Source organism: Kitasatospora papulosa (assembly GCF_000717245.1).
GTDB lineage: Bacteria > Actinomycetota > Actinomycetes > Streptomycetales > Streptomycetaceae > Streptomyces > Streptomyces papulosus.
This window is the reverse complement of record NZ_JNYQ01000009.1, coordinates 216,361-241,997: the sequence shown is the minus strand read 5'-3', so window position 1 is coordinate 241,997 and position 25,637 is coordinate 216,361. Positions and strand designations below refer to the sequence as shown.

Annotated in this window: 18 protein-coding genes and 1 pseudogene; 10 read left to right on the top strand and 9 right to left on the bottom strand. The window is 68.5% G+C overall.

All coding sequences use genetic code 11. The features are described from left to right. Positions 1-426: 426 nt before the first annotated feature. Both yicI and IA22_RS0123495 read left to right on the top strand, forming a co-directional pair. Positions 427-2,521 (top strand): annotated as a pseudogene (yicI, locus tag IA22_RS34225) (alpha-xylosidase). A gap of 208 nt (positions 2,522-2,729) precedes the next feature. After that, positions 2,730-3,353, top strand: a complete 624-nt coding sequence (locus IA22_RS0123495; RefSeq protein ID WP_015579229.1) for a histidine phosphatase family protein — start codon at positions 2,730-2,732, stop codon at positions 3,351-3,353. A 33-nt stretch (positions 3,354-3,386) separates the two neighbouring features. Here IA22_RS0123495 and IA22_RS0123490 read toward each other — a convergent pair whose 3' ends face one another. Continuing rightward, on the bottom strand, positions 3,387-3,611 hold the full coding sequence (locus IA22_RS0123490; RefSeq protein ID WP_014153366.1) for a DUF397 domain-containing protein: 225 nt from the start codon (positions 3,609-3,611) through the stop codon (positions 3,387-3,389). Continuing rightward, a complete protein-coding gene (locus IA22_RS0123485; protein WP_030124748.1) occupies positions 3,608-4,441 on the bottom strand; it encodes a helix-turn-helix domain-containing protein in 834 nt (277 codons plus the stop codon). The genes IA22_RS0123490 and IA22_RS0123485 overlap by 4 nt, the downstream gene beginning before the upstream one ends. Positions 4,442-4,635: 194 nt before the next feature. Here IA22_RS0123485 and IA22_RS0123480 point away from each other — a divergent pair, with 194 nt between their 5' ends. Next, on the top strand, positions 4,636-5,715 hold the full coding sequence (locus IA22_RS0123480) for a lytic polysaccharide monooxygenase auxiliary activity family 9 protein (protein WP_014153364.1): 1,080 nt from the start codon (positions 4,636-4,638) through the stop codon (positions 5,713-5,715). Between the two features lie 110 nt (positions 5,716-5,825). Here IA22_RS0123480 and IA22_RS0123475 read toward each other — a convergent pair whose 3' ends face one another. From IA22_RS0123475 to IA22_RS0123460, 4 genes are all read right to left on the bottom strand, one after another. Beyond that, on the bottom strand, positions 5,826-6,476 hold the full coding sequence (locus tag IA22_RS0123475) for a class F sortase (protein ID WP_014153363.1): 651 nt from the start codon (positions 6,474-6,476) through the stop codon (positions 5,826-5,828). Between the two features lie 49 nt (positions 6,477-6,525). After that, the gene (locus IA22_RS0123470; RefSeq protein WP_014153362.1) at positions 6,526-7,221 is read right to left on the bottom strand and encodes a hypothetical protein; all 696 of its coding nucleotides are present in this window, start codon (positions 7,219-7,221) and stop codon (positions 6,526-6,528) included. A 154-nt stretch (positions 7,222-7,375) separates the two neighbouring features. Continuing rightward, complete coding sequence (locus tag IA22_RS0123465; protein ID WP_234435411.1) at positions 7,376-8,860, bottom strand: hypothetical protein; 1,485 nt, start codon at positions 8,858-8,860, stop codon at positions 7,376-7,378. Between the two features lie 76 nt (positions 8,861-8,936). Further along, positions 8,937-12,785: a GH92 family glycosyl hydrolase gene (locus tag IA22_RS0123460; protein ID WP_030124746.1), complete on the bottom strand. Its 3,849-nt coding sequence runs from the start codon at positions 12,783-12,785 to the stop codon at positions 8,937-8,939. 496 nt (positions 12,786-13,281) lie between these two features. Here IA22_RS0123460 and ngcE point away from each other — a divergent pair, with 496 nt between their 5' ends. From ngcE to IA22_RS0123445, 3 genes are all read left to right on the top strand, one after another. Next, entirely contained in the window at positions 13,282-14,730 is a 1,449-nt protein-coding gene (gene ngcE / locus IA22_RS0123455) for an N-acetylglucosamine/diacetylchitobiose ABC transporter substrate-binding protein (RefSeq protein ID WP_014153359.1), read from the top strand. Between the two features lie 50 nt (positions 14,731-14,780). After that, positions 14,781-15,704, top strand: a complete 924-nt coding sequence (locus IA22_RS0123450) for a carbohydrate ABC transporter permease (protein ID WP_014153358.1) — start codon at positions 14,781-14,783, stop codon at positions 15,702-15,704. A gap of 97 nt (positions 15,705-15,801) precedes the next feature. Further along, the gene (locus IA22_RS0123445) at positions 15,802-16,719 is read left to right on the top strand and encodes a carbohydrate ABC transporter permease (protein ID WP_014153357.1); all 918 of its coding nucleotides are present in this window, start codon (positions 15,802-15,804) and stop codon (positions 16,717-16,719) included. 163 nt (positions 16,720-16,882) lie between these two features. Here the strand turns inward: IA22_RS0123445 and IA22_RS0123440 are convergent, their stop codons facing one another. From IA22_RS0123440 to IA22_RS0123430, 3 genes are read right to left on the bottom strand one after another with little or no spacing between them, the layout of a single operon-like run. Then, on the bottom strand, positions 16,883-17,626 hold the full coding sequence (locus IA22_RS0123440; RefSeq protein WP_030124745.1) for a hypothetical protein: 744 nt from the start codon (positions 17,624-17,626) through the stop codon (positions 16,883-16,885). Next, positions 17,623-18,090: a hypothetical protein gene (locus tag IA22_RS0123435; RefSeq protein WP_030124744.1), complete on the bottom strand. Its 468-nt coding sequence runs from the start codon at positions 18,088-18,090 to the stop codon at positions 17,623-17,625. Before IA22_RS0123435 ends, IA22_RS0123440 begins: the two co-directional genes overlap by 4 nt. Before the next feature lie 13 nt (positions 18,091-18,103). Beyond that, positions 18,104-20,326, bottom strand: coding sequence for a glycoside hydrolase domain-containing protein (locus IA22_RS0123430; protein ID WP_030124743.1), 2,223 nt, complete (start codon positions 20,324-20,326; stop codon positions 18,104-18,106). Positions 20,327-20,909: 583 nt separating this feature from the next. Between IA22_RS0123430 and IA22_RS0123425 the strand changes: the two genes are divergently transcribed. The 4 genes from IA22_RS0123425 (at position 20,910) to IA22_RS0123410 (ending at position 25,595) form a co-directional block, all read left to right on the top strand. Beyond that, positions 20,910-22,109 carry an ROK family transcriptional regulator gene (locus IA22_RS0123425; protein WP_030124742.1) on the top strand — a complete coding sequence of 400 codons (1,200 nt, stop codon included), beginning with the start codon at positions 20,910-20,912 and terminating at the stop codon, positions 22,107-22,109. Positions 22,110-22,228: 119 nt separating this feature from the next. Beyond that, on the top strand, positions 22,229-23,338 hold the full coding sequence (locus IA22_RS0123420; protein WP_030124741.1) for a sugar ABC transporter substrate-binding protein: 1,110 nt from the start codon (positions 22,229-22,231) through the stop codon (positions 23,336-23,338). Between the two features lie 194 nt (positions 23,339-23,532). Continuing rightward, positions 23,533-24,321, top strand: coding sequence for an ATP-binding cassette domain-containing protein (locus IA22_RS0123415; RefSeq protein ID WP_014153351.1), 789 nt, complete (start codon positions 23,533-23,535; stop codon positions 24,319-24,321). Continuing rightward, on the top strand, positions 24,318-25,595 hold the full coding sequence (locus IA22_RS0123410; protein ID WP_014153350.1) for a sugar ABC transporter permease: 1,278 nt from the start codon (positions 24,318-24,320) through the stop codon (positions 25,593-25,595). The genes IA22_RS0123415 and IA22_RS0123410 overlap by 4 nt, the downstream gene beginning before the upstream one ends. The last annotated feature ends 42 nt before the right edge of the window (positions 25,596-25,637 follow it).

Genomic DNA, 25,637 nt, shown 5'->3' with positions numbered 1-25,637 from the left:
ACGCGTCGCGTCACCGAACGGGTCGTTGCCACGCCAGCCCACCGTCCACAGACCGAACGTGAACCTGTCCGCGGGAGTGGGAGTGAAGCGGTCCGTCATTGCACAGCCTCTTGTCGGCGTCGGGCCCGGACGGCATCCGCTGCCGGGCGCATCAATTTGTTTGCTTGCAGTACTAATACGCCATCCGGTCGAGGGTTTCTAGACCGTTTCCGTCACATGTCGGTCACGTGGCGCAAACATGGCAGATCCGGGGCTCTGTCAGGGGTTCCGCTTCTCGGGGCAATCCGGGAACTGCTGTCATGTTCCGGCCTTCTCGGGCGCATTTGTTTTGTGTACGATCAAAATCGAGAGGACCCGCAGCCGCGCTCGCCGCAGGCGCCCCGACGTCCCGCCCAGCACTCCCCTGATCGGCTAAGGACCACCCCCATGAAGTTCACCGACGGCTTCTGGCAGATGCGCAGTGGTGTGCACGCCTCGTACGCCACGGAAGTCCGCGACGTCCGCCTCGACGACGACCGCCTCGCCGCCTACGCCGCCGTCAAGCGCGTCGAGCGCCGCGGCGACACGCTGAACGCCCCCCTGATCACCGTGGAGGCCCACGCCCCGGCCGAGGGCGTCATCGCGGTGCGGCTCACCCATCACGCCGGCCGGCGCCGGAAGGGTCCCGACTTCGAACTTCCGGGCGCGTCAGCGCAGTCCGCCGCCACGACCCGCACCCAGGGCGCGACCGCCGAGCTGACCAGCGGCCCGCTCACCCTGCGGCTCCCCACCGAGGGCACCTTCGGCCTGGAGTTCCTCGACGGGGACGGCCGGGTCCTGACCTCGGCCGGGCGCAAGGGCAGCGCGTTCGCCACCGTCGACGACGGCAGCCACCACATGTTCGCCCAGCTCGCCCTCGGCGTCGGGGAGACCGTCCACGGCCTCGGTGAGCGCTTCACGCCGTACGTGAAGAACGGCCAGACCGTCGACATGTGGCAGGCCGACGGCGGCACCAGCAGCGAGCAGGCGTACAAGAACATCCCGTTCTACCTGTCCTCCCGCGGCTACGGCGTCTTCGTCAACCACCCCGGCAAGGTCTCCTTCGAGGTCGGCTCCGAGGCCGTCGGCCAGGTGCAGTTCAGCGTCGAGGACCAAGGCCACCGTCACCTCCTTCGTCGACGGCATGGCCGAGCGCGGCATCCCGCTGAGCGTCTTCCACTTCGACTGCTTCTGGATGCGCGAGTACCAGTGGTGCGACTTCGAGTGGGACCCCGCCGTGTTCCCCGACCCGGAGGGCATGATCACCCGGCTCAAGGACAAGGGCCTGAAGATCTGCGTCTGGATCAACCCGTACATCGGGCAGAAGAGCCCGCTGTACGAAGAGGGCGCGGAGAAGGGCTACTTCGTCCAGACGCCGGACGGTGACATCTGGCAGTGGGACAAGTGGCAGGCCGGCATGGCGCTGGTCGACTTCACCAACCCCGAGGCCACCTCCTGGTTCCAGGCCAAGCTGAAGGTCCTCCTCGACCAGGGCGTCGACGGCTTCAAGACCGACTTCGGCGAGCGCATCCCGACGGACGTCGTCTGGCACGACGGCTCCGACCCGGAGCGCATGCACAACTACTACACGCACCTCTACAACAAGGCCGTCTTCGAGCTCCTGGAGAACGAGCGCGGCCAGGGCGAGGCCGTGCTCTTCGCCCGCTCGGCCGCCGCCGGCGGCCAGCAGTACCCGGTCCACTGGGGCGGCGACTGCTGGTCCTCCTTCGAGGCCATGGCGGAGTCCCTGCGCGGCGGTCTCTCGCTGTCCCTGTCGGGCTTCGGTTTCTGGAGCCACGACATCGGCGGCTTCGAGGGGACCCCCGACCCGGCCGTCTTCAAGCGCTGGCTCGCCTTCGGCCTGCTGTCCTCCCACAGCCGGCTGCACGGCTCGTCGTCGTACCGCGTGCCGTGGGAGTTCGGCGACGAAGCGGTCGACGTGGCACGGCAGTTCACCCGCCTCAAGCACCGCCTGATGCCGTACCTGTACGGCGTGGCCGTCGAGGCGCACCGCACCGGCGTCCCGACGATGCGCCCGCTGCTGCTGGAGTTCCCCGAGGACCCGACGGCCCGCACGGCCGACCGGCAGTACCTGCTGGGGCCGGACGTCTTGGTCGCACCCGTCTTCACCGACGACGGCGAGGTCGAGTACTACGTCCCCGAGGGCACCTGGACCCACCTGCTGACAGGCGACACGGTCACCGGTCCCGCGTGGCACCGCGAAACGCACGGCTTCGACAGCCTGCCCCTACTGGTCCGCCAGGGCGCGGTCCTGGCGCTGGGCGCGGACGAGTCCCGCCCGGACGGCGAGTGGCTCGACGACCTCGAACTCCGCGTGTTCGCCCCCGCCGGAACGGGTGACTTCACCCGCACGGTGACGGTCCCGGACCGCACCGGCGCGGTGGCCGCCACGTACGAGGTCGTCCGGGAGGGCGGCGAGGTCCGTGTCACGACGGACACGGACCGGCCGTACACGGTCACCGTCGTGGGGGAGAGGGACTGACGGGTCACCGGCACCCGACCCCTGTCCCGGCGGGCACCGGAGTGATCCCGGTGCCCGCCGCACCACGGCCGGGGCGGCACGCGCCGTAAGGACCGACCACGCCGGGGCGAGCCGCCCCGTGCGGGGCCGGATGGAATGCGATCGTGGGCCGGCGGGTTGCCACCAGTGGCACACGAGTACGAGTACGGCGCACAGAGCGGAAGCACCCATGGGCGAGTTGATCCTGATCCGGCACGGCGAGACCGAATGGTCCCGGTCCGGGCAGCACACGAGCTGGACCGACCTGCCCCTGACCGAGCTGGGCGAACGGCAGGCCCGAGCCCTCGTCCCGCTCCTCGCCGAACGGGAGATCGGGCTCACCCTGGTCAGTCCTCTGCTCAGGGCCCGCCGCACCGCCGAGCTGGCCGGACTGAAGGCACCCCGCGACACCCCGGACCTGCGGGAGTGGGACTACGGGGCCTACGAGGGCATCACCACGGTCGAGATCCGGCGCACCCGCCCCGACTGGAACCTCTGGACCGACGGCGTCGCCCCCGGCCCCGACGAGCACCCCGGTGAGAGCCCGCAGGAGGTGGGCGACCGGGCGGACCGGATCCTGGCCGAGGTCCGGGCGGCGGCATCCCGCCTGGGCGACGCGGACATCGCTCTCGTGGCGCACTCGCACTTCCTGCGCGTGCTCACCGCGCGGTACCTGCGGCTGACACCCGCGAGCGGTGAACTGTTCCAGCTCGCCACGGGCGCGGTCTCCCGTCTCGGCACGGAACACGGCAAGCCGGTCGTCACCGCACTGAACATGTCCCTTCCCGAAAGGCTGTTCAACGCCATCAACTGACGCGGCGCGGCGCCGGCCTGAACCGATCCCCGCTCAGGCCGTCCCGCACCCCCGCAGCGAACCGTTCCCGAGGGCGTCGACGAAGCGTGTCCAGCCCGAGGCGGTGAAGGCGAGAACAGGGCCACCGGGCGTCTTGCTGTCGCGGACGGGGACGAGACCGGGGAGGCCGTCGGCGACTTCGAGGCACTCGCCGCCGTCGCCATTGCTGTAGGACGCCTTACGCCAGACAGCTGTACTCAGTTCGGGCGTGGTGGTCATGGCGTCAAGAACTCCTTTGCCGCTGAGGCGATCCGGTCCAGGGAGGCCTCCGGCGACAACGCGGCAGCCCTGGCCAGATCGTAGGCGGAGCTGTGCTGCTCCACCAGGGCCGGTTCTTCGACGAGTTGACCGCTGTACGCGGCCTCCGTGTACACGACGGCAGGCGCCTCGGTGAACTGCATCAGGGTCATCGACGCGTGCAGGAGGGGATGTGCTCCGGCGGCGAACGGGAGTACCTGAGTGATGAGCCGGGGGCGGGACGCGCTCTGTTCGGCAAGGTGGAGCAGTTGCTCGGCCATCACGGCCTTCCCGCCGACCGGAACGAGCAGGGCGGCTTCGTGCATCACCACCCAGAGCACGGGGGCGGTGGGGGAGTCCAGGAGCGATGCCCGCTCCATCCGGGCGCGGACATGACCCTCGACGACCTCCCGGTCGGCGAACGGGTGCGCGGACCGGGTGAGTGCGCGCGCGTAGGACTCGGTCTGCAACAGGCCGAGGACGAGCATCGAGTTGAAGCTCCCGATGGACGACGCCCGCTGCTGGAGCTCCGCCGCATCCGCGAAGTACCCCGCCACCTTCGACGTCCGTGCCAGCCGGCACAGCCGCTGAAGGTGTTCGCCGCTCCCCAGCAACGCGTCGAGCGCGCGGGAGATCTCGACCTGCGGGCGTCGCTCGGCCGCCTCGAACAGGCCGATGTAGGTGCCGGAGCAGAAGGCCCGCTCGCCCAGTTCGTTCTGTGACAGCCCGGCGGCCTCCCGCAGGCGGCGCAACTCCGCACCGTAGAAGGCGCGGGGATTCGCGTACGGGTCCAGGTCCTTCGGCAGCGGCATGCTCCGCACGGTAACGGGTACCCCGCCCCCGTATGTCGGGCATCGATCACGGTCACCCGGAAGAGTGGCGGAAGCCCTTAAGCGCAAGGCGTTTACATGATCTGGGGTCGGCGTTAGCCTCCGATAATGGGAGCGCTCCCAAACTCGCACAGCATCCCGGCCCCACCCGGCGCCGCAGCGAAGGGACGTACATCGTGATCCATCTGTCCAGACACCGATTACTGGCCGGCACCCGCAGGAGAGCCTTTCTCCTCACCCTGCTCGCCCTGCTGACGACGGTCCCCGCCCTCGGGCTCGTCCTCACCACGGGGGAGAAGGCCGAGGCGCACGGCACCCCCATGAAGCCCGCCAGCCGCACCTTCCTCTGCTGGCAGGACGGCCTGACCGCCACGGGTGAGATCAAGCCCGTGAACCCCGCCTGCAAGTCCGCCGCGCAGCAGAGCGGAACCACCCCGTTCTACAACTGGTTCTCCGTGCTGCGCTCCGACGGCGCCGGCCGTACCCGCGGCTTCGTGCCCGACGGCGAGCTGTGCAGTGGTGGCAACACCAACTTCACGGGGTTCAACAAGCCGAGTGCCGACTGGCCGGTGACCCACCTGACCGAGGGCGCCACCATCGACTTCTCGTACAACGCCTGGGCCGCGCACCCGGGTTGGTTCTACGTGTACGTCACGAAGGATGGCTACGACCCGACCAAGGCGCTCACCTGGGCCGACATGGAGGCATCGCCCTTCCTGTCCATCGACCACCCGGCGCTGAACGGCAGCCCGGGCACGGTCGAGGCCGACTACAGGTGGACCGGTGCGCTGCCCGAGGGCAAGGACGGCCGCCACGTGATCTACATGGTGTGGCAGCGCTCCGACAGCCAGGAGACCTTCTACTCCTGCTCCGACGTGGTCTTCGACGGCGGCAACGGGGAGGTGACCGGGGTCAAGGACGGATCCGGCAGCACCCCGACCGAGCCCCCGCCCGGCGCCTGCACCGCCACCCGGACCACCACCGGCAGCTGGAACGGCGGTTACCAGTCGGAGGTGAAGGTCACCAACTCCGGCACCGTCCCCATGCTCGGCTGGATGGTGGAGTGGACACAGCCTACCGGGCAGAGCGTCGCCAGTCTCTGGAGCGGTGACATGACCACCCAGGGGCAGGAGGTGATGGTCCACAACGCGGGCTGGAACGGCTCGCTGGACCCCGGTGAATCCACCACCTTCGGCTACGTCTCGCAGGGCGGTGCTCCCGACTCCGCTCTCCGGCTCGGCTGCAGGGTGGGCTGACCCCCGCAGTGTGAGGCGGACCGTGCCCCGCTGCCTGCGCGGGTCACCGTCCGCGGACGGCCGGCACCTCGCCCCCGAGGTGCCGGCCGGTTCCGTGCGGCGGTCCGTGGTCAGGCCGCCTGTTTCTTGAGCGACGTGAGGTGGGCGAAGACGACGACGTTGGCCGAGTAGCCGTTCTTCTTGTCGAAGCGCCCGCCGCACGTCATGAGCCTGAGCTCCGGACGGCCGGTCGCGCCGTACACCTTCTCGTCGGGGAACTTGTCCTTCGTGTAGGTCTTCACCTCGTCGACGGTGAAGACCGCGATCCGCCGGTCGGCCCGCGTGACCTTCACGGTGTCACCCCGGCGCAGGACGTTGAGATTGAGGAAGATCGCCGGCCCCGTCGCGGTGTCCCGGTGGCCGACGATGAGCGACGTGCCCGCCTCTCCGGGGGACGGTCCCTTGCGGTACCAGCCCACCAGCTTGGGCTTGCTCAGCGGCGGGGCGCCGAGCCGGCCCTTCGCGTCCAGACCGAGGCCGGTGACAGGGGCCTCGATGTAGATGGCGGGCACGGCGACCTTCACCGGACGGGAGTGCACCAGCGGTGCGTGTGAGGTGGGCACCTTCTTCGCCGGTGCGTGAGGTGCTCTGCGGAAGGGCGGAGCCCCGCCACCCGCGGCATCGCTGCCGCGGGCGGCGGTGACCGACGAGGTGTCCTCGGACGAGTCCGAACTCGCCCACACGATGCCGGTCACCAGCGAGAAGGTCACGCACAGGGTCATCGTGAGCCGGCATGCACGGCTCGGACCCCGCCGCCGTCGGCCGCGCGTCCTAGGCCTCGTTGCGGGCACGACGACGTGCGGTTCGACGGACCATGATCAGCCCTGCGATGCCGGCGGCACCGGCGACCAGGGCGGCCGAGGCGCCGACGTTCGACTCGCCCTCGGAGCTGACGCTCTCCATGTCGGGGACGCCGCCGCCACCCGCGGGCACCGCGCCGGACGGCTTGTCGTAGATCTCGCCGGCGGCCTTGTCGCCCTTGTTCGCCGCCGCACCGGACTCGGACGAACCCCGGCCTTCGCCCTCCCCGCGGCTGCCGCCCTGGCCGCCCTCCCGCTCGGGCCGGGAGCAGTCGACCTCGAAGCTCTTGTTCTTCAGGGTGCCGGCGGTCCAGGACAGCGTGTACGTACCCTCCGGGAGCAGGTACTCCTGGCTGCGGGCCTTGCCGTCCACGAGCGGAAGGGTGTTGGTCAGCGTGTTGCCCGGCGGGCGCTCGGTGATCGTCCACACCAGCTGGGGGAGCTCGCCGAAGTTGTTGGCCACGAGGACGAACTGGCAGACCTCCACGCCGTTGCGGTCACCACGCGAGTGCCAGCTGACGGAACGGACGTCGATGTCGCCGCTCTCGCCGAGGGCGAAGGCGGCCGGGGCCCCGGCGGCCGAGACGGCGCCGGCGATGGCGACCGCGGCCGCCACCTTGGTGCCCGTGCGGACGCTGCGGGAACGGTGGGAAGCGGAAGTGCGCATGCTGGGCTCCTTCAAGCCGAGATGATTGTCGTACTGATCACCTGATCGCCCAAGAAATGACATGGATCTTCGCGAGAGTGCGTCGGGACACCACGAAACGCCAGGAAATACCCTGACTGGCCCATAGTGATCGGCGTGCGCCCCGGCGGAAGGCTCAGCCCGCTCGTCGGCGTCGCCGCAGGTACCCGGTCGCCAGGACCACGGCCGCGACGGCGCCCACGGCGACCGCGGCCCAGGTCACCGGGTGAAGGCCGGACCGGTGGGGCGGTGCGGGCGAGGCTTCGAGCGGAATCGCCGCGGTGTCGTTGCCGGGGGTGCGGTCGTAGGCGCCGTACGTCCGGATGGTGCCGTGAGCCCCCGTCACCTGCCGGTCCACGCGGACGCGGAACGCGATGACGGTCGTCCCGTCGTCCTGCCGCGCCCAGGAGAACGCCTCGCTGTCGAGGTCGCAGACGAACGCCCCGCCGGGCCTCTTCGGCTGCTCGCAGCCCCACATCCTGTTCAGGTCCTCGAAGGCGTACGGGACGGACGTGACCGTGGTGCCCTCCGGCGGGACCACCTCGAAGCGTCCCTTCGGCTCGTCGTTCACCAGCCGGCCCGGACCCAGGTCCAGCACCCCGAGCCGCACCTCCACGGTGTCGCCCACGCGCCCCCGGACCGTCCCGGTGACCGGCCGGTAGTCGGCCTGCACCGTGGTGTTCACCCGGACCGCGCCGCTGGGGCTGCCGAACTCCTCGTCCGCGGTGGCGGTCAGTGTGAGCGGGGCCCCCGTGCCGCGCACGGGGTGGCCGGCCGGCTTCTCGGGCGTCGACGACCAGCTGTAGGTGATCGTGCCGGTCAACTGCTCGTCCCGCGCGACGTAGGTGAGCGGCGCACGGGTGCGGTAGGCAGTCCTCGGCGCCGCCCCGGCCGGGAACAGGCACCACGCCGACGTGGGAGTGGCCGCGTCGTAGGAGCAGTTGCCGTGACGGGGTTCGAGGGTGAGGCCGCCGGCGGCCTCGACGCGCAGCGCGACGCCCCGGTCCGCGGAGAAACGGGTCCGGTTGGCGAACTTCGGCGTCAGCGGCGTGTCCCGGCCCGGGACGACACCGCTGACCTCCAGCTCCTCGTCCGGTGAACCGAGGGTCGGACCGCCGATGACCATGCGCGTGGTGCCGGTCACCGGCGGGGCGTTGTCCGCGCTCGCCGTGTAGGTGACCGTGCCGCTGTCGCCCGGCTTCACGCCGTCCAGCCCGAGGAGCTGGAAGGGGGCGTAGCTCTCGCCGTCGTTCTGCGGGCTGCCGTACTCGCAGGTGTACACCCAGCCGCTGCCCTTGCAGTTGCCGTCGTCCGCCACGCGGGCGATGCCCTCGAGGCCGGAGGCGTCGACCACGACCTTGAGGTCGAGGGCCGGCCCGCTCTCCGGGGGGTCGAGGTGGACAGGCACCTCGAAGTCCCGGCTCGTCGCCTTCGCGCCCTCGTCCGCGTTGTACACCACGAAGGTGCTCGGGACGTCGTCGAGGCTCAGTGCGACCTCGGCGGCGGAGGGGGCGGGCGCGGGTGCCGTGACCGGTGTGCAGGCGACGGTGAGCGCGGCGGCGACCGGAGCCAGACGCCCGGTGATCCGCGCCGGTATCCGTTTCCGTATCCATGACAGCATGCGCAGCACTATGACACCGGGGGCGGCCACCCTGACTTCGGGTGGCCGCCCCCGGCCCGTAACTCCGTGTCGACGATCAGGAGATCAGTTCGATCTCCGCCAGCGTCGCCGCTTCCGTGCTGACCAGCCGGTACTTCGCGTAGGCCTTCGGCGCCTGCACCGAGAACACCCGGGTCTGCTTGTCCCAGGCGAACGTCTGGCCGGACCGCTTGTCGAGGTCCTTCCAGGAGGTGCCGTCCGTCGACCCCTGCAGCACCCAGCCCGTGGGGGCCTTCGCCGCGGTCGCCGAGGTCAGCGTGTACTGGACCGCCTTCGTGCCCGCGGCGGCCGGCAGCTCCACCGACTCGACCTGGGCCGAGGTCGCGGAGGTGTTGTCGAACAGCGCGCCGTCACCCTTGAGCGTGTCGCCCTTCGGCGCGGGCACCTTGTCGTCCTGCGCGATGGAGACCGGTGCGGCGTCCTTGCCCGTTCCCCACGCCGAGGGCTTCGCGCCCATGTCGAACTCCAGCACCCCGCCCTTGGCGAGCAGGTCGTGCGGCAGCGAGGTGGAGTTCCACTTCTTGCCGTTGACCTTCAGGCCCTGGACGTAGATGTTCGCGGCGCTGTTCTTCGGTGCCTTGACGACCAGGTCGCGGCCGTTCTCCAGGTGCACCGTCGTCTTCGTGAAGAGCGGCGAGCCGATCGCGTACTCGCCGCTGCCCATGACCAGCGGGTAGAAGCCGAGCGAGGAGAAGAGGTACCAGGCCGACTGCTCGCCGTTGTCCTCGTCGCCGTGGTAACCCTGGCCGATCTCGCTGCCGGTGTAGAGCCGGCCGAGGACCTCGCGGACCTTCTCCTGGGTCTTCCAGGGCTGCGAGGCCGCGTTGTACATGTACGTGGCGTGATGGGCGACCTGGTTGCTGTGGCCGTACTGGCCCATCCGGACGTCGCGCGCCTCGGTCATCTCGTGGATCACGCCGCCGTAGGAACCGACGAACTCGGGCCCGGCGGTCTCCGGAGTGGAGAAGTACGTGTCCAGCTTCTTCGCCAGACCGTCACGCCCGCCGTAGAGGTTGGCCAGTCCGCGGCTGTCCTGCGGGGCGGTGAAGGCGTAACCCCAGCCGTTGGTCTCCGTGTAGTCGTAGCCCCAGACACGGGGGTCGTACTGGTCGGAGGGCAGACGCCAGTCACCGTTCGCCTTCCTGCCCTGGAAGAAGCCGGCCTTCTCGTCGAAGAGCTTGACGTAGTTCTGCGCCCGGTTGAGGAAGTACTCCGACTCCTCCTTGTAGCGCTGCTTCTTCGTCTTCTTGTAGAGGGCCTTGCCCATCTGCGCGATGCCGTAGTCGTTGAGGTAGCCCTCCAGCGACCAGGACAGACCCTCGTGCGTCGAGGTGTTGGCGTAGCCGGTGAACACCGAGGTGTCCATGCCCTTGCGGCCGACGCCCGAGGACGGCGGGGTCACCGTGGCGTTCTTGACCGCCGCGTCGTACGCCGCCTCCGCGTCGAAGTCGACACCCTTGACGTACGCGTCCGCGAAGGCCACGTCCGAGCTGGTGCCGGTCATCAGGTCGGAGTACCCCGGGGAGGACCAGCGGGAGATCCAGCCGCCGTCCTTGTACTGCTGGACGAAGCCGTCGACCATCTTCCCGGCCTGCTTCGGGGAGAAGAAGGAGTACGCCGGCCAGGTCGTGCGGTAGGTGTCCCAGAAACCGTTGTTGACGTACACCTCACCCTTGACGATCTTCGCGCCGGTGTGGGTCGGGGTGTCCGTGCCCGTCCGCGGCGAGAACGGGCTCGCGTACGTGCTCCGGCCGTCGACCTGCTCGAAGCCCGAGTTCGGGTAGAGGTAGAGACGGTAGAGGCTGGAGTAGAGCGTGGTCAGCTGGTCGGCGTTCGCACCCTCGACCTCGATCTTTCCGAGGATCTTGTCCCAGGCCCTCTGCGCGTTCTTCCTGACCTTGTCGAAGGAGGTCTTCTCCGGCAGCTCCATGGCGAGGTTCTTCTTCGCCTGGTCGACGCTGATCAGCGACGTGGCCAGGCGCAGGCCGACCTTGCGGTCCTTGCCCGCGTCGAAGCGGAAGAACCCGGTGACGTCGTCCCCGCCGCCGCCCTTCAGCTTGCCGCTGTCGGTGACCGGCGCGTCGAAGGTGCCGTACACGAAGAGACGGGTCGCCCCGGTGGATCCGCCGCTCTTCACGTCGGAGTACCCGGTGAAGCTGCCGGTCTTCGCGTCGAGGGTGAGCCCGCCGTCGTTGGTGACGTTGTCGAAGACCAGGCTCGCGTCGTCACCGGGGTAGGTGAACTGCATCCGCGCCGCGTGGTCGGTGGGGGTCATCTCGGCCTTGAGACCGTTCTCGAACGTCACCCCGTAGTAGTGCGGGGTCGCGGTCTCGTTCTCGTGCCGGAAGGGCAGCGCGCGGGCCGTGCGGGAGGCGTCGGGCGTGCCCGGGACCGCCGACGGCATCATCTGGAAGGTCTGGCGGTCGCCCATCCAGGGGCTCGGCTCGTGGCTGGCGCTGAACGCCTGGAGCGTGGGCAGGTTGTCGTCGTTGTTGCCGCGCGCGTAGTCGTAGATCCAGCTCGTGGAGCCCGCGTTGGTGACCGGCGTCCAGAAGTTGAAGCCGTGCGGGACCGCGGTCGCGGGGAAGTTGTTGCCGCGCGAGAAGCCGCCGCTGGAGTTCGTGCCGCGCACCGTGGACGCGTAGTCGGAGAGGTGCGCCTTGCGCTTCTCCGGGGCCTTCGGCGCGATCGAGATGTCGTCGACCCAGCCCTGGAACTTCGACGGGCCCTTGGGGGAGTCGTACGCCACCAGGATCCGGTCGACGGTCTTGCCGGCCGCCACCGTGCCGATGCGCGAGGCCACCTTGTTCCACTGGTTCACGTACAGCCGCTTGGCGTCCGCCTGGCCCTGCGGGGTGAGCAGCCCGCCGTGGCTGTCCGTCGCCCTCAGCTCGCTCAGGTAGGTGCCGTCGGTGAACGCCAGGTCCACCGCCACGTGCGTCGCGGGGTAGCTGAGGTCCGTCTCGCCCATCTGCGGGTAGACCAGGTAGGACAGCTGCGTGTCCTTCGTGACCGCGGTGTCGACGTCGAAGACCTTGTTGTACGAGTAGGCGCGGCCGTCCGGCTTGTGCGTACCCGCGTAGCGCAGGGCCTTCTTCCCGGTGAACCCGGCGCCCTGCTTGGCGGTGGGGGACCCGGAGGGCCCCCGGTCGGCCTGGGTGCGCATGTCGTCGGGGGCGGGCGCGGAGGTGTCCCCGTTCGAGAACTGGACGTCGGCGAGCTGGAGTGCGTCGGACGCCCCGTTGTTCTTGGTGATCTCCAGCCGGAAGTGCTGGTAGGCGGTGTCCGTGCTGAAGTCGTACGACGTGGTCTGGAAGCGCTTGGAGAACGTCTGGCCGGTACGGGTGTCCAGGTCCGTCCAGGTCTTGCCGTCGGTGGAACCCTTCAGGGTCCAGTCCTTCGGGTCGCGCTCGGCGTGGTCGTTGGCCGAGGTGAGGGCGTAGGTCACGACCTTGGTGGGCGCGGCGAGGTCGAACTCGACCCAGGCCGTGGGGGCGAAGGCCAGCCACTTGGTGCCGGACTCCCCGTCGGTCAGGTTCTCCTTGACCTCACCGCCGGCCGCGTTCTCGCCGCTGGCGCGCAGATCCGTGACCTGGTCGTTGACACTGCCCGGTATGCCGGCGGAGAAGCCACCGTCGACACCCGATGCCTTCTTCTTGCCGTCAGGACCTTCCTCGACGGTGTTGCGCCAGTCCGGCTGCTTCTCGTCGGTTTCGAACGAGGAGCTGAACGTCGTCCCGCCGGAGGGCTTCTTCGCGGCTCCGGACGGCTGGGCGAGGGCTGCGGTGGGGGCTGCCAGGGTCATGGCGAGAGCGGCGGCGAGGACCGCGGCGGACTGGCCGCGTCTCTGGCGCGAGCCGTGCTGAGGACCACGTAGGGGCTGCATACGGAGCCGTTCCTCCTGGGGGCATGCGTGGACAACGTTGTCATCGGGGGATGCGAGTTCCAGTAGGGAGCCAAGTGGCGGTGTGTGTCAAGGGTGTTGCACGGGGGCGACGCCGGTGATTCGACCGTATTGCGGAAAAGGCCGTTTCCGTGCGCAGGCGCGCGGTGCCGAGGTGTCCGTGAGGTCTCAACTCGGGAAAGACTGCCGCTCAACCATGCATTCGATCTTGCTGAGTTGGCGGCAAGTGGACTATACCTGTCGGCGTCTGCACAGCCGCTTCACAACGGCGCGCGGGCGCGGGGGAGGGTGGAACGGCTGTGGGCGCGCGAGGTGGCCCGCCGTGCGTTCCCCCGGATCTCCTCCACTGCACCTGGTAATCCGGCAATCTGCACGACCCAAGCGCAACTGACCGCGGTGGCGGGGCCCTTCGCCTAGGCGAATTCCTTACGGGTGACCGGTACACCGCCTGAGTCCTGGAGAAGGCGAGGACTTGAGCATGGGATCCACCTCAGGCCGTACGAATGAGGGCCTCGGCCGTCGCGATGTGATCAAGCGTTCTGCCGCACTCGGCCTGATCGCCGTCCCGACGATGAGCTTCCTTTCGGCGTGCGCGAGCAGCGACAGCGGAAGCGACGAGAAGGTCGAGAAGGGCACCAAGAGCGCGAAGAACCCGCTCGGTGTCAACGAGACCGCCGCCCTCGAGGTCGTCATCTTCAACGGTGGCTTCGGCGAGCAGTACGCCATCGACGCGGAGAAGAAGTACAACGCGGCCTTCCCCAAGGCTCCGAAGGTCAAGCACGCCGCCACGGAGAAGATCCAGTCGACGCTGCAGCCCCGCTTCAACGGAGGCACCCCGCCCGACCTGATCGACAACTCCGGCGCCGAGCAGATGGACATGGGCGTCCTGGTCGGCAAGAAGCAACTGGCCGACCTGACGCCGCTGATGGACGCCCCGTCCTACGACGACCCCTCCAAGAAGGTCCGCGACACGCTGCGTCCGGGTGTCCTGGAGATGGGCCAGTTCGACGGTGACCCGGTCTGGATCATGTACTACGCGTACACGGTCTACGGCGTCTGGTACTCGCAGACCAACCTGGAGAAGCTCGACGCGGCGTACCCGGAGACCTGGGACGACATGCTCGCGCTGTGCGAGAAGGCGAAGAAGAAGGGCATCGCCGGCTGGACGTACCCCGGCAAGTACCCGTACTACCTGCCGTTCTCGCTCTACCCCTTCATCGGCAAGATCGGCGGCCGCGAGGTCCTCGACAAGATCGACAACCTGGAGCCGAACGCCTGGAAGGACCCGGCCGTCAAGGCCGCGTTCGAGGCGTACTACGAGCTCTTCAAGAAGGGCTACATCCTCAAGGGCACCCCCGGCCTGACCCACATCCAGTCGCAGACGGAGTGGACCAAGGGCAAGGCGCTCTTCATCCCGAACGGTTCGTGGGTGGAGAACGAGGCCGCGCCCACCACGCCGGAGGACTTCAAGATGATGGTCGGGGCGCCGTCCAGCCTGGACGCCTCCGACAAGCTCCCCTTCGGCACGATCTGGGCCTCCGGCGGGGAGCCGTTCGTCGTCCCCGCGAAGGCGAAGAACCCCGAGGGCGGCATGGAGCAGCTGCGCATCATGCTCAGCGAGGAGTCCTCGAAGAACTTCACCAAGTCCGTGAAGTCCCTCAGCGCCTTCAACGGCGGCACCGACGGCCTCACGCTGTCGACCGCCATGCAGTCCGGCGTCGACGTCCTGAAGCAGGCCGGCGACAACGTCGTGAACCCGCGCATGCAGGACTGGTACGTCAAGCTCCAGAAGGAGCAGATCGGTATCGCCGGCATCGGCGAGATGATGGCCGGCCGCGCGACCCCGGCGGAGACCATCAAGAAGATCCAGGCCTTCGCCGACGCCGCGGCCAAGGACCAGTCCATCAAGCACTACAAGCACCAGTGAGCAACCGTCACCAGCGGCGGCACCCGCTCGGAAATCGGGGTCGGTAAACGATGCAGCACGGCAAGTACCGGTTCATCGCGGGATTCCTGGTAGTCCCGCTGGCGTTGTACGCCATCTTCGTCATCTGGCCGTTCGTGCAGTCCATCTACTACTCGTTCACGGACTGGACCGGACTGAGTCCCGATTTCACGATGGTCGGCTTCGACAACTACAGCCGGATGCTCGACGACGACATCTTCTGGAAGTCACTGCAGCACAGTGTGCTGCTGGCGCTGCTGCTGCCGCTGGTGACGCTGGGCCTCGCACTCTTCTTCGCCTTCATGCTCAATGTCGGCGGCCGTCGACGGAAGAACGCCGCGGTCGCCGGGGTGCGGGGTTCCTCGTTCTACAAGATCGCCTACTTCTTCCCCCAGGTGCTGTCGATCGTGATCGTGGCCCTGCTGTTCCAGTTCGCGTTCAACCCGACGTCCGGAATGCTGAACTCGACGCTGAAGGCCGTCGGGCTCAGGAGCCTTCAGCCGGACTGGCTGGGCGATCCCGATCTGGCGCTGTACTGCGTGATGGTCGTGCTGATCTGGTCGACGGTCGGCTTCTTCGTCGTCCTGTTCTCGGCCGGGATGGCGTCCATCCCGAAGGACTTCTACGAGGCCGCGCTGCTCGACGGCGCGGACCGCATCACGACCTTCTTCAAGATCACGCTGCCGCTGCTCTGGGACACCGTGCAGTCCGGCTGGGTCTACATGGGCATCCTGGCGCTCGGCGTCGAGGCCTTCACGGCCGTACAGGTCATGACGGTGGGACCGGGCGGTCCCGACTACTCCACCACCGTCCTGCCGCTGTACGTCTACCAGACGGCCTTCCGGGACGCCCAGGCCGGCTACGCGACCACCATCGGGGTCGGGCTGCTGATCGTCACCATGCTCTTCGCGGGCATCGTGATGCGCCTCGGCCGCCGCGAGCGGCTGGAGTTCTGATGCCGGCTTCCCCGAGGTTCCGCGACCGGACGGCCGGCTGCACGCAGATCAGTTCGGTCCCGGTGGCCGGCCCGACAGTTGTACGAGGTGAGCACACGTGAAGGTCACTGAGACTCCGCCCGCCGTTCCGGCCCCGCGCTCGCCGGTGACCAAGCAGGACGCCCCGGCCGGCGGACCGGCGAAGAGCAGCGAGGGCAAGGTCCTCAACGTCTTCTCGCACGGTGTGCTCGTCATCTGGGCGGTCCTCGTCATCATGCCGCTGCTCTGGGCGGTGATGGCGTCCTTCAAGACGGACGACTCGATCCTGTCGACCCCCTGGGCGCTGCCGGACAAGCTGCACTTCGAGAACTGGTCACGGGCCTGGAACCAGGCCCACATGAGTGACTACTTCCTCAACACCATCCTGGTGGTGGGCGGTTCACTCATCGGCACCCTGCTGCTGGGCTCGATGGCGGCGTACGTGCTGGCCCGGTTCGACTTTCCCGGGAACCGCTTCATCTACTTCCTCTTCATCGGAGGGATGAGCTTCCCGATCATCCTGGCGCTGGTCCCGCTGTTCTTCGTCATGAACAACATGGGCCTGCTGAACTCGGTGCACGGGCTGATCCTGGTCTACATCGCCTACTCGCTGCCGTTCACCGTCTTCTTCCTCACCTCGTTCTTCAGGACGCTGCCCACGTCGATCGCGGAGGCGGCCATGCTCGACGGGGCCTCGCACACCAGGACGTTCTTCCAGGTGATGCTGCCGATGGCGAAGCCCGGTCTGATCAGCGTCGGCATCTTCAACTTCCTCGGACAGTGGAACCAGTACATGCTGCCGACGGTCCTGAACACCGACCCGGACGGCAAGGTGCTCTCCCAGGGACTCGTGGAGCTGGCCACCAGCCAGGGCTACAAGGGCGACTGGTCGGGCCTCTTCGCCGGGCTGGTCATGGCGATGCTGCCGGTTCTCGCCGCGTACATCGTCTTCCAGCGCCAGGTCGTCGCCGGACTGACGGCGGGGGCGCTCAAGTAGGCGGGCCCGCCCCGCTCCGCCTCGTCACCGTGTGCCGCACGCAGGCACACGGTGACGAGGCATGCCGCGACGCCGCGACGGCCGGGCGCCGACGCCGCTCCGGGGGATCACGGAAGGCCGCGCCCGGCACGGGCACGGCCTTCCTCGGTCCGGCGGCCCAGGCTCAGGCCTGGCGTGCCGCCAGACGCTCGGCGGCCTTGCGCCGCTGCGACTGCGCCGGGTCCACCTGGGACCCGGCACCGAGCCCCGGAGTGTGGTTCCAGCCGCGGATCCTCGCCGCGGCCTTCTTCAGGCGCTCGTCACCCGGCGGCACGTCGATGGAGAACAGCGACTCGTCCGGCTTGCGGTCGTCGCCGCCCCAGCGCACCACACCCTCGCACTCGGCGAGAATGTCGCGGATCACGAGCTCCTGAAGAGGGAAGAACCCCCCACGGGCCCCCGAAGGGTAGGAGCCGGGCCGGATCCGCACCGCCGTACCGGAGGCGAGATTGGACTCGGCGAGCCCCTTGCGCACGGAACCCGGTGCCCGCCAGCCGTCCACGTCCCCGGCGCGCAGGGCGTCGATCTCGTAGTGGAACCGGGTGATCACGTGGACGAGGACCGTCTCGACGTCCCCCATGCGCATCCGTACGCCTTCGAGAGGCGTGCCCGGGACGGGTCTGGTGTACACGCTGCCCCGGTCGTCGGCGAGTTTCTCCATCTCCCAGCCGTTCTTCGACGGGACCCCGCTCAGCACCCGCTTGTTGCGTTCCTGCGCCGCCGCGATCTCCTTGCGCAGCGTCTCCGGGTCGGGGGCACGGTCGGCGGCGCGGGCGGGTGCGGCCAGTACCTGCGAGCCGACGGCGGCGGCAGCCGCCACGAACGCCGCACGCCTGAGCGCGGTGCGTCGGGATATGTTCACGGTCACTTCTTCGTCTCCTCGAGCCAGTTCTTCGGGCGGGCGGCGTAGGTCAGTGCGGCGGCGGTCACGCCGAAGAGCCCCGCCGCGGGGTTCACATATCCGGGTACGGCGGCGTCGTACGTCGCACCGCCGGTGGTGACGCACCTGAACTCCACGGGGAGGAAGGCGTATTCGTATCCCTCGACGGACCGGGCCCGCTCGGCCCCCAGCCGCTCCTCACAGGCCTGGGGCCGACGGCTCTCGTCCAGGGCCGCGAAATGGAGCAGTCCCCAGGTGTAGAAGCCGAACGCGCAGGCCCACGCGAGTGCCGCGGCGGCCCGTACCCGGGTCTGCGCGTCGCGCCCGCCACGTCGTGCGAGCAGCAGCCGCAGACCGCGGACGGTCATCCAGAGTGTGAGACCGATGCCCAGCGGCGTCAGCAGGAACACGAGGCCGAGGTAGAGGTCGTCGGAGGAGTCAGTCACCAGCATCGGACGGACCTCGTCAGTTGTGCCGGGAGATGGAGTTGTACTTCTCCATGATCTGGTAGAGCGCCATCCGCTGTCTGGCGTGCTCGATGGCCTCGGCGTTGGTGCCCTGGTAGCGCCGGAGGATCTGGAAGGTCTCCGACTCCGTGTAGTTCAGGCGCATCGAGCGCAGCGGGGTCTCCTCCTCGTCCGCCCCCGGCGCCCCGTCGGCGTTCCACAGGTGGATCAGCGGCACGGTCGACATGGAGAACTGGTCGTCGTGGCGGCAGTCGGCCCAGATGTTGTACTTGTCCTCGTCATCGGTGACATCGCGGATGGAGCCTTCCGCGTAGCCCTTCCGGACGGCGTGGTTCCATGCCAGGACCGCGGTCTTCCCGAAGATCTGCCCGATGCCGGTGGAGCTGTCCCGGAAGCTCCTGGTCGTCAGGAACTCGAGTGCGACCTCCGCGTCGACCGACAGGTCGATGGGGTCGATGTGCCGCATCTCCCAGTACGCCGTCGTCTGGATCAGCGCCTTGCGCATGTTGTAGCGGTAGGCGAGAAGGGTGGTGACGCTGTCGTACTCCAGGACCACCCTGCGGAAGCACTCCTCGTGGGTGTGGGACCGCAGGCCGCCGTCGTTGGGGAAGCCGATGGACTCCATGTACTTGCCGACGTCGGTCCGCATGGCCGTGATGAGGTCGGAGTCCAGCGAGGTGTCGGGCAGCTGTCCCCGGGGGGCGTTGAACGAACCCTGGCCGGTGTCCCGGCCCGAGGCGATGTTGATGTCGATGTTGATCGAGCCGGCGCCGCTGCCCACGGTGCGGGTGACGATCTGGTCGTAGGCCCAGTTCGTCGGCAGCGGGTAGCCGAAGTTGCCGGAGAAGCCCGACGACATGTCCGAGACGAACGACGCCGTGGCGTGGCCCGCCTCGCCGACGCGGGTGCAGACGTTGCGCGGGCCGTACACACCGATGCCGAAGCGGTTGCCGTCGTCGGCGATGGCGTCCTGGATGCCCTTGAAGTGCGGCAGGACGTTGCGGGAGACGTCCTCGTCCAGGGCGTCGAAGTCGACGGCGAAGAAGATCCGGCTGCCCGGCTTGAATCCGTGGTCCAGCGCCGCGTTGATCGCCGCCTGTCCCGCCGCTCGCCCCTGCGGGTAGCTGAAGTTCGCCGCCGCGCGCCCGAACGTCTGGTAGATCGGGAAACAGCGCAGCCCGTTCTCGGCGATGGTCGCCAGCTCGCCGGGCTGGATCTCCTTCTCCGGGAGGTCCGGGTCGTCCGGGATCGGGTTCGTCAGGTAGCGGCCTATATAGGTGATGCCCTGGGCCTTCAGGGTGGCGGCACGCGCGGCGGTGATCTTCGTGACCCCGTCGCAGGCCTCACCGTTGCGGGACTGGTCGCCGTAGGACACCAGGAGCGACGCCCACGTCGAGTAGTTGCCCGTGCCCGTGACGGGCAGCTTCACGAACGACTGGAAGGTGGAGACGGCCGAGGCCAGGGAACTGGTGAAGGTGCCGGAGAAGGACACCCCGGGACGCTGGTTGAGCACCATGCCGGCCGAGAAGAGCTGGACCCAGGGGCCGGAATCGCCGGTGGACACGGTGTGGCTCTTGAGCCCGCTCTGGGTGCCGGGACCGAAGACCCCGTTGGCCGTGCCGTCGGCCATGCCGAGTTCGTACTGCACCGCGAAGAGCATCGACTTGGCGACGTCGCGCGAGTGGTTGCCGTCGGCCGGGATGATGTAGAAGTCCCGGCGGGACACGTACGAGCCGTTGAGCCAGCGCTGCACCGCCCGCACGGTCTCCGTGCCGCCGTTGGAGGTGACGTAGGCGTCCATGTTGAGGAGGCCCTTGAAGACCTTCGGAACCAGGTTGCCGCCGGGGTAGACGAAGTCGACACCCATGTTCTGCTTCAGAAGAGCCATGGACGAGGCCACGCGCGAGTTGTAGGTGCCGTCGATGTCACCGCCGTCGTAGCCCTTGCAGTACAGGCCCGACTGAATGATCTTGGTGAAGTTCTCCGAGGGCACCGTGGCCCCGTTGAGCACCGGGTACTTGGACGTGAGGGTGTTCAACGTGGTGGGACCGAACGCGTCGGACAGGCTGGTGATGCCCAGCTCGTACTGAAGGGCCCGGGTCAGGGCGAACATGGTCGACCAGCCCGTCTCCCCGGTCTCCGGCAGACGGTCGATGCCCAGCTTTCCTCCATACACACCATTGATGAACTGTTGCGCCTTGCGCACCATCTCGTCGGCCACGGGGGCTCCTTCGGTCACGCCGGGAGGGACCTTGCAGGCGGCCGAGGCAGGGGTGTGGAGGAGTGCGCAATGCACGGACGGCCGTTTCCGGCCCCGGATGACACCTCCCCGTTGACGCTCGCCCCCGCTCGTACGTCGCCGCACGCCGAGCTCTGCACGAGCTCAGGTGTGCCCGGTCAACTTAGTTGTCAAGAAGGCCTCATGGGGAGGTAAAAATTCTCGAACGTCTCGACCATGTCTCGAAAAAATCGATTGACGTGAGGAGGCGCAGGTGAGCAGTGGTCCGTGGCGCCGTCGTCGCGCTCCGGGTGTGTGGGGCCCGTGCTTGTCGGGGCGTGACGAATGGCTGGTTCTCGACCCTTGAGGACTTGGTGGCCGACGGCCGTGGGCCTCCGCCGCCGGATACGCGGGTCTTCGTTCGAGAGTTTCAGGCGGAGGTCAGGGCTTCGGCCGAGTTCCGGCCGAGAAGCGGAGTGTCGTGCTCATCGGAGGCTCCGGCTGCTCAAGGTCTTGACGGGGGGCACCCCAAAACGCTCAGCTTAGGGTTCACATGTTGGAGAATATGGCAGGAGTGAGTGAGTCGATGGAGACTCCGGGGTCGCAGACGTCTCTGCATCGGGCCAACCTTGAGCGGGTCGTACGTGCCGTACGGATGGCGGGGTCGCTGACCCAGGCCGAGATCGCCAGAAGCACGGGCCTTTCCGCGGCCACCGTCTCCAACATCGTGCGTGAACTCAAGGACGGCGGCACGGTCGAGGTGACCCCCACCTCGGCCGGCGGGCGCAGGGCCCGGAGTGTCTCCCTCAGCGGGGACGCGGGCATCGTCATAGGGGTCGATTTCGGTCATACGCACCTTCGGGTGGCCATCGGGAACCTGGCCCACCAGGTGCTGGCCGAGGAATCCGAGCCGCTCGACGTGGACGCCTCGTCGGCCGAGGGCTTCGGGCGGGCGGAACAGCTGGTCAACCGTCTGATCGAGACCACCGGCATCAGCCCCGAGAAGGTCATCGGCGTCGGCCTCGGCGTACCGGGCCCCATCGACGTCGAGTCGGGCACGCTGGGATCCACCTCGATCCTGCCGGGCTGGACGGGCATCAACCCCAGCCAGGAGCTCGCCGGACGCCTCGGGGTGCCCGTGTACGTGGACAACGACGCCAACCTCGGGGCGCTCGGCGAGCTCGTCTGGGGCAGCGGGAGGGGCGTCAAGGATCTCGCGTACATCAAGGTCGCCAGCGGTGTCGGCGCCGGTCTGGTGATCGACGGGCACATCTACCGGGGCCCCGGGGGCACGGCCGGCGAGATCGGCCACATCACCCTCGACGAATCGGGCCCGGTCTGCCGCTGCGGGAACCGCGGCTGCCTGGAGACCTTCACCGCCGCCCGGTACGTCCTGCCGCTCCTGAAGCCCAGCCACGGCTCCGACCTCACCATGGAACGGATGGTCCAGCTGGCCCGGGAGGGCGATCCGGGGTGCCGCAGGGTCATCGGGGACGTCGGCCGGCACATCGGAAGCGGCGTGGCGAACCTGTGCAACCTGCTCAATCCCAGCCGGGTCGTGCTCGGCGGATCCCTCGCGGAGGCGGGTGAGTTGGTGCTGGCGCCCATCCGGGACTCGGTCTCGCGCTACGCCATCCCCAGTGCCGCGCGGCAGCTCTCGGTGCTCCCCGGGGCCCTCGGCGGGCGGGCCGAGGTGCTGGGGGCGCTGGCCCTCGTGCTCAGCGAGATGGGGGATTCGACCCTTTTGGAGAGCACCCTTCCCGCGGCGACTCCTGCCTTCACTTAGATAACGAATGGCACCGTTGTCATCTCGTTAAGAATTTACTCCTTGACGTCGCCCCTGGGGCCGAGTTGACTTCCAGCCACCTCGGCCGCAACGTCGCGGCCTCGTCAGGGAGGTTCGAAATGAACACGCGTATGCGTCGTGCCGCCGTTGCCGTTGCCGCCACCACCATGGCCGTCTCGCTCGCGGCGTGCGGAAGCGCCAAGGAGTCGGGCGACAAGACCAGCTCCGACTCGGCGAAGAAGGGCGACGACCTCAAGATCGGCCTGCTTCTTCCCGAGAACGTCACGGCCCGTTACGAGAAGTTCGACAAGCCGATCATCGAGAAGAAGGTCGGCGAGCTCACCGGCGGCAAGGCGGAGGTCGTCTACGCCAACGCCAGGCAGGACGCCACGCTGCAGGCGCAGCAGGTCGACACCATGATCACGGGCAAGGTCGACGCGCTCATCATCGACGCGGTGGACGCCAAGGCCATCGAGAACAGCGTGAAGAAGGCCAAGGACGCGGGCATCCCCGTCGTCGCCTTCGACCGCCTCGCCGAGGGCCCGATCGACGCCTACACCTCCTTCGACAACGAAGAGGTCGGCCGCGTGCAGGGCAAGGCCCTGCTGGAGGCCCTGGGCGACGCCGCCAAGCCCACCGTCGTGATGATGAACGGCTCGATCACCGACCCGAACGCCGCGCTCTTCAAGAAGGGCGCCAAGTCGGTCCTCGACGGCAAGGTGACCTACGGCAAGGAGTACGACACCAAGGAGTGGAAGCCGGAGAACGCCAACTCCAACATGGAGGGCGCGATCACCGCTCTGGGCAAGGACAAGATCGCCGGCGTCTACTCCGCCAACGACGGCATGGCCGGCGGCATCATCCAGGCCCTCAAGTCCGCCGGGCTCTCCAAGCTCCCGCCGGTCACCGGCCAGGACGCCGAACTCGCGGGTGTGCAGCGCATCGTCACCGGTGAGCAGTTCATGAGCGTCTACAAGCCCTACCCGCAGGAGGGCATCGTCGCCGCGGAGATGGCCGTCGCGCTCGCCAAGGGCGAGAAGCTCGACAGCATCGCCACGTCCAAGGTCGACAACGCCGGCACGAAGGGCATCGCCACCGTCCTCGTCCCGGTCGTCTCGCTGACCAAGGACAACATCAAGGAGACCGTCCTCAAGGACGGCATCTGGACGCTCGACGAGATCTGCTCGGCCAAGTACAAGGCCGCCTGCGACGCCGCGGGCCTGAAGTAGGCCCCGAACCGCCCGGCAGGCCCTCCACGGCCCCGTCGGGCGGCCCCGAAGCCTGTCCGGCGCCCCGCCCACCAACTGTCCCGCTACCGGGCGGGGCGCCGGACGGAACGCCTCGGATCTTCCACAATTCTTCTGCTCGACCACCGCGCCTTCCCCCAGGCGCGGCATCCCCGCCGGGTCAGGCGGCGAAGGAGATGGTTCACGTGTCCGCTACGCCCGTGTTGGCGTTGCGAGGGGTCTCCAAGCGATTCGGTGCCGTCCAGGCGCTCACCGACGTAGAGCTTGAGGTCCACGCCGGTGAGGTGGTCGCCCTGGTGGGTGACAACGGAGCCGGTAAATCAACGCTGGTCAAGACGATCGCCGGAGTGCACCCCATCGATGACGGTGTCATCGAGTGGGACGGCCGGGCCGTCCAGATCAACAAGCCGCACGACGCCCAGAACCTGGGGATCGCGACCGTCTACCAGGACCTCGCGCTCTGCGACAACATCGACGTCGTCGGCAACCTCTACCTCGGACGGGAGCTCCGCAAGTTCGGAATCCTCGACGAGGTCGAGATGGAGCGGCGTTCGCGCGAGCTCCTCAGCACGCTGTCGATCCGCATCCCCAGTGTCCGCATCCCGATCGCGTCACTCTCCGGCGGTCAGCGCCAGACGGTCGCCATCGCCCGCTCTATGCTGGGCGAGCCCAAGCTCGTCATCCTCGACGAGCCCACCGCCGCCCTCGGCGTCGAGCAGACCGCGCAGGTCCTCGACCTCGTCGAGCGGCTGCGCGAGCGAGGCCACGCGGTCATCCTCATCAGCCACAACATGGCCGACGTGAAGGCCGTCGCCGACAAGGTCGCCGTGCTCCGGCTGGGCCGGAACAACGGGGTCTTCGACGTGAAGACCACCTCGCAGGAAGAGATCATCTCCGCCATCACGGGTGCCACGGAGAACGCCGTGACCCGTCGTGCGGCGCGCAACGCGGAGGCCCAGAAGTGACAACCGACAAGACGTCCACCGCAGTGGTCAACCCGGAGGCGGCCAAGGGCGCCGACACCGTGGTCGACCCCCGGCTCCTCGTGCGCGAGCAGGGCCTCGGCGGCTACATCACCGAGTTCAAGCGCAAGATGCGCGGCGGTGACCTCGGCTCGATCCCCGTGATCATCGGCCTGATCATCATCTGCGTCGTCTTCCAGAGCCTGAACTCCGAGTTCCTCTCGGCGAAGAACGTCAGCGACATCGCCGTGACCATGGTGGCGACCGGCATGATGGCGGTCGGCATCATCTTCGTGCTGCTGCTCGGCGAGATCGACCTCTCGGTCGGTTCGGTCAGCGGCGTCTCGGGCGCGGTCGTCGCCGTGCTCAGCGTCACCCACGGCATGAACGAGTGGCTCGCCATACTCGTCGCCGTCCTCAGCGGCGCGGTCATCGGAGCCATCCACGGCTTCTTCTTCGCACGGATAGGCGCCCCCGCCTTCGCGGTGACCCTCGCCGGGCTGCTGTTCTGGCTGGGCTTCATGCTCCAGCTGCTCGGTGACACCGGCACGATCAACCTGGACAGCGACGGCGTCGTCGGCAACCTGACCACGTACTACTTCTCGGACGTCGCCGCCGCCTACGGCCTCGCCGCCGTCGCGGTGGTCGCCTACTTCCTCTCCGCCTTCCTGGACACCCGCCGCCGCGAGGCCGCGGGCATCCCCGCGCGGCCGCTCGTCGACATCGTGGTCCGCACCGTCGCGCTCGCGGTGTTCGCCTTCGGCGCCGCGTTCATGTTCAACCAGTACCGCGGTCTCCCGCTGGCCCTGGTCCTCTTCCTGATCGTCCTGGTCGGTACGGACTTCGTCCTGCGCCGCACCTCCTACGGCCGGAAGATCTTCGCGCTCGGCGGCAGCGTCGAGGCTTCCCGGCGCGCCGGCATCAACGTCACCGCGATCCGCGTCTCGGTCTTCTCCATCGCGGGCACCTTCGCGGCGATCGGCGGCCTCTTCTGGGCGTCCAAGATCGCGGCGGCCAACCAGGGCTCCGGTGCCGGTGATCTCCTGATGAACGTCATCGCCGCGGCCGTCATCGGCGGCACCAGCCTCTTCGGAGGCCGGGGACGCACCTGGAACGCCCTGCTCGGCGTCATGGTGATCGTGTCGATCCAGTACGGCCTCGCGCTGGAAGGCATCGCCACGCCGATCAACTACATGATCACCGGTGCTGTTCTTCTCATCACGGTCGTCATCGACTCCATCACCCGCAAGACGCAGAAGACGGCCGGCCGCGCCTGACCGTCGTACCTGCGCACACGTGCCCGGCACCCTCCGCGGTGC

What these genes read in the sequence shown, in the direction of transcription:
- IA22_RS0123495 (WP_015579229.1), top strand. Translation starts at nt 2,730, where the DNA reads ATGGGCGAGTTGATCCTGATCCGGCACGGCGAGACCGAATGGTCCCGG.
- IA22_RS0123490 (WP_014153366.1), bottom strand. Translation starts at nt 3,611, where the DNA reads ATGACCACCACGCCCGAACTGAGTACAGCTGTCTGGCGTAAGGCGTCC.
- IA22_RS0123485 (WP_030124748.1), bottom strand. Translation starts at nt 4,441, where the DNA reads ATGCCGCTGCCGAAGGACCTGGACCCGTACGCGAATCCCCGCGCCTTC.
- IA22_RS0123475 (WP_014153363.1), bottom strand. Translation starts at nt 6,476, where the DNA reads ATGACCCTGTGCGTGACCTTCTCGCTGGTGACCGGCATCGTGTGGGCG.
- IA22_RS0123470 (WP_014153362.1), bottom strand. Translation starts at nt 7,221, where the DNA reads ATGCGCACTTCCGCTTCCCACCGTTCCCGCAGCGTCCGCACGGGCACC.
- IA22_RS0123465 (WP_234435411.1), bottom strand. Translation starts at nt 8,860, where the DNA reads ATGCTGTCATGGATACGGAAACGGATACCGGCGCGGATCACCGGGCGT.
- IA22_RS0123460 (WP_030124746.1), bottom strand. Translation starts at nt 12,785, where the DNA reads ATGCAGCCCCTACGTGGTCCTCAGCACGGCTCGCGCCAGAGACGCGGC.
- ngcE (WP_014153359.1), top strand. Translation starts at nt 13,282, where the DNA reads ATGGGATCCACCTCAGGCCGTACGAATGAGGGCCTCGGCCGTCGCGAT.
- IA22_RS0123450 (WP_014153358.1), top strand. Translation starts at nt 14,781, where the DNA reads ATGCAGCACGGCAAGTACCGGTTCATCGCGGGATTCCTGGTAGTCCCG.
- IA22_RS0123435 (WP_030124744.1), bottom strand. Translation starts at nt 18,090, where the DNA reads ATGCTGGTGACTGACTCCTCCGACGACCTCTACCTCGGCCTCGTGTTC.
- IA22_RS0123425 (WP_030124742.1), top strand. Translation starts at nt 20,910, where the DNA reads ATGGAGACTCCGGGGTCGCAGACGTCTCTGCATCGGGCCAACCTTGAG.
- IA22_RS0123420 (WP_030124741.1), top strand. Translation starts at nt 22,229, where the DNA reads ATGAACACGCGTATGCGTCGTGCCGCCGTTGCCGTTGCCGCCACCACC.
- IA22_RS0123415 (WP_014153351.1), top strand. Translation starts at nt 23,533, where the DNA reads ATGGTTCACGTGTCCGCTACGCCCGTGTTGGCGTTGCGAGGGGTCTCC.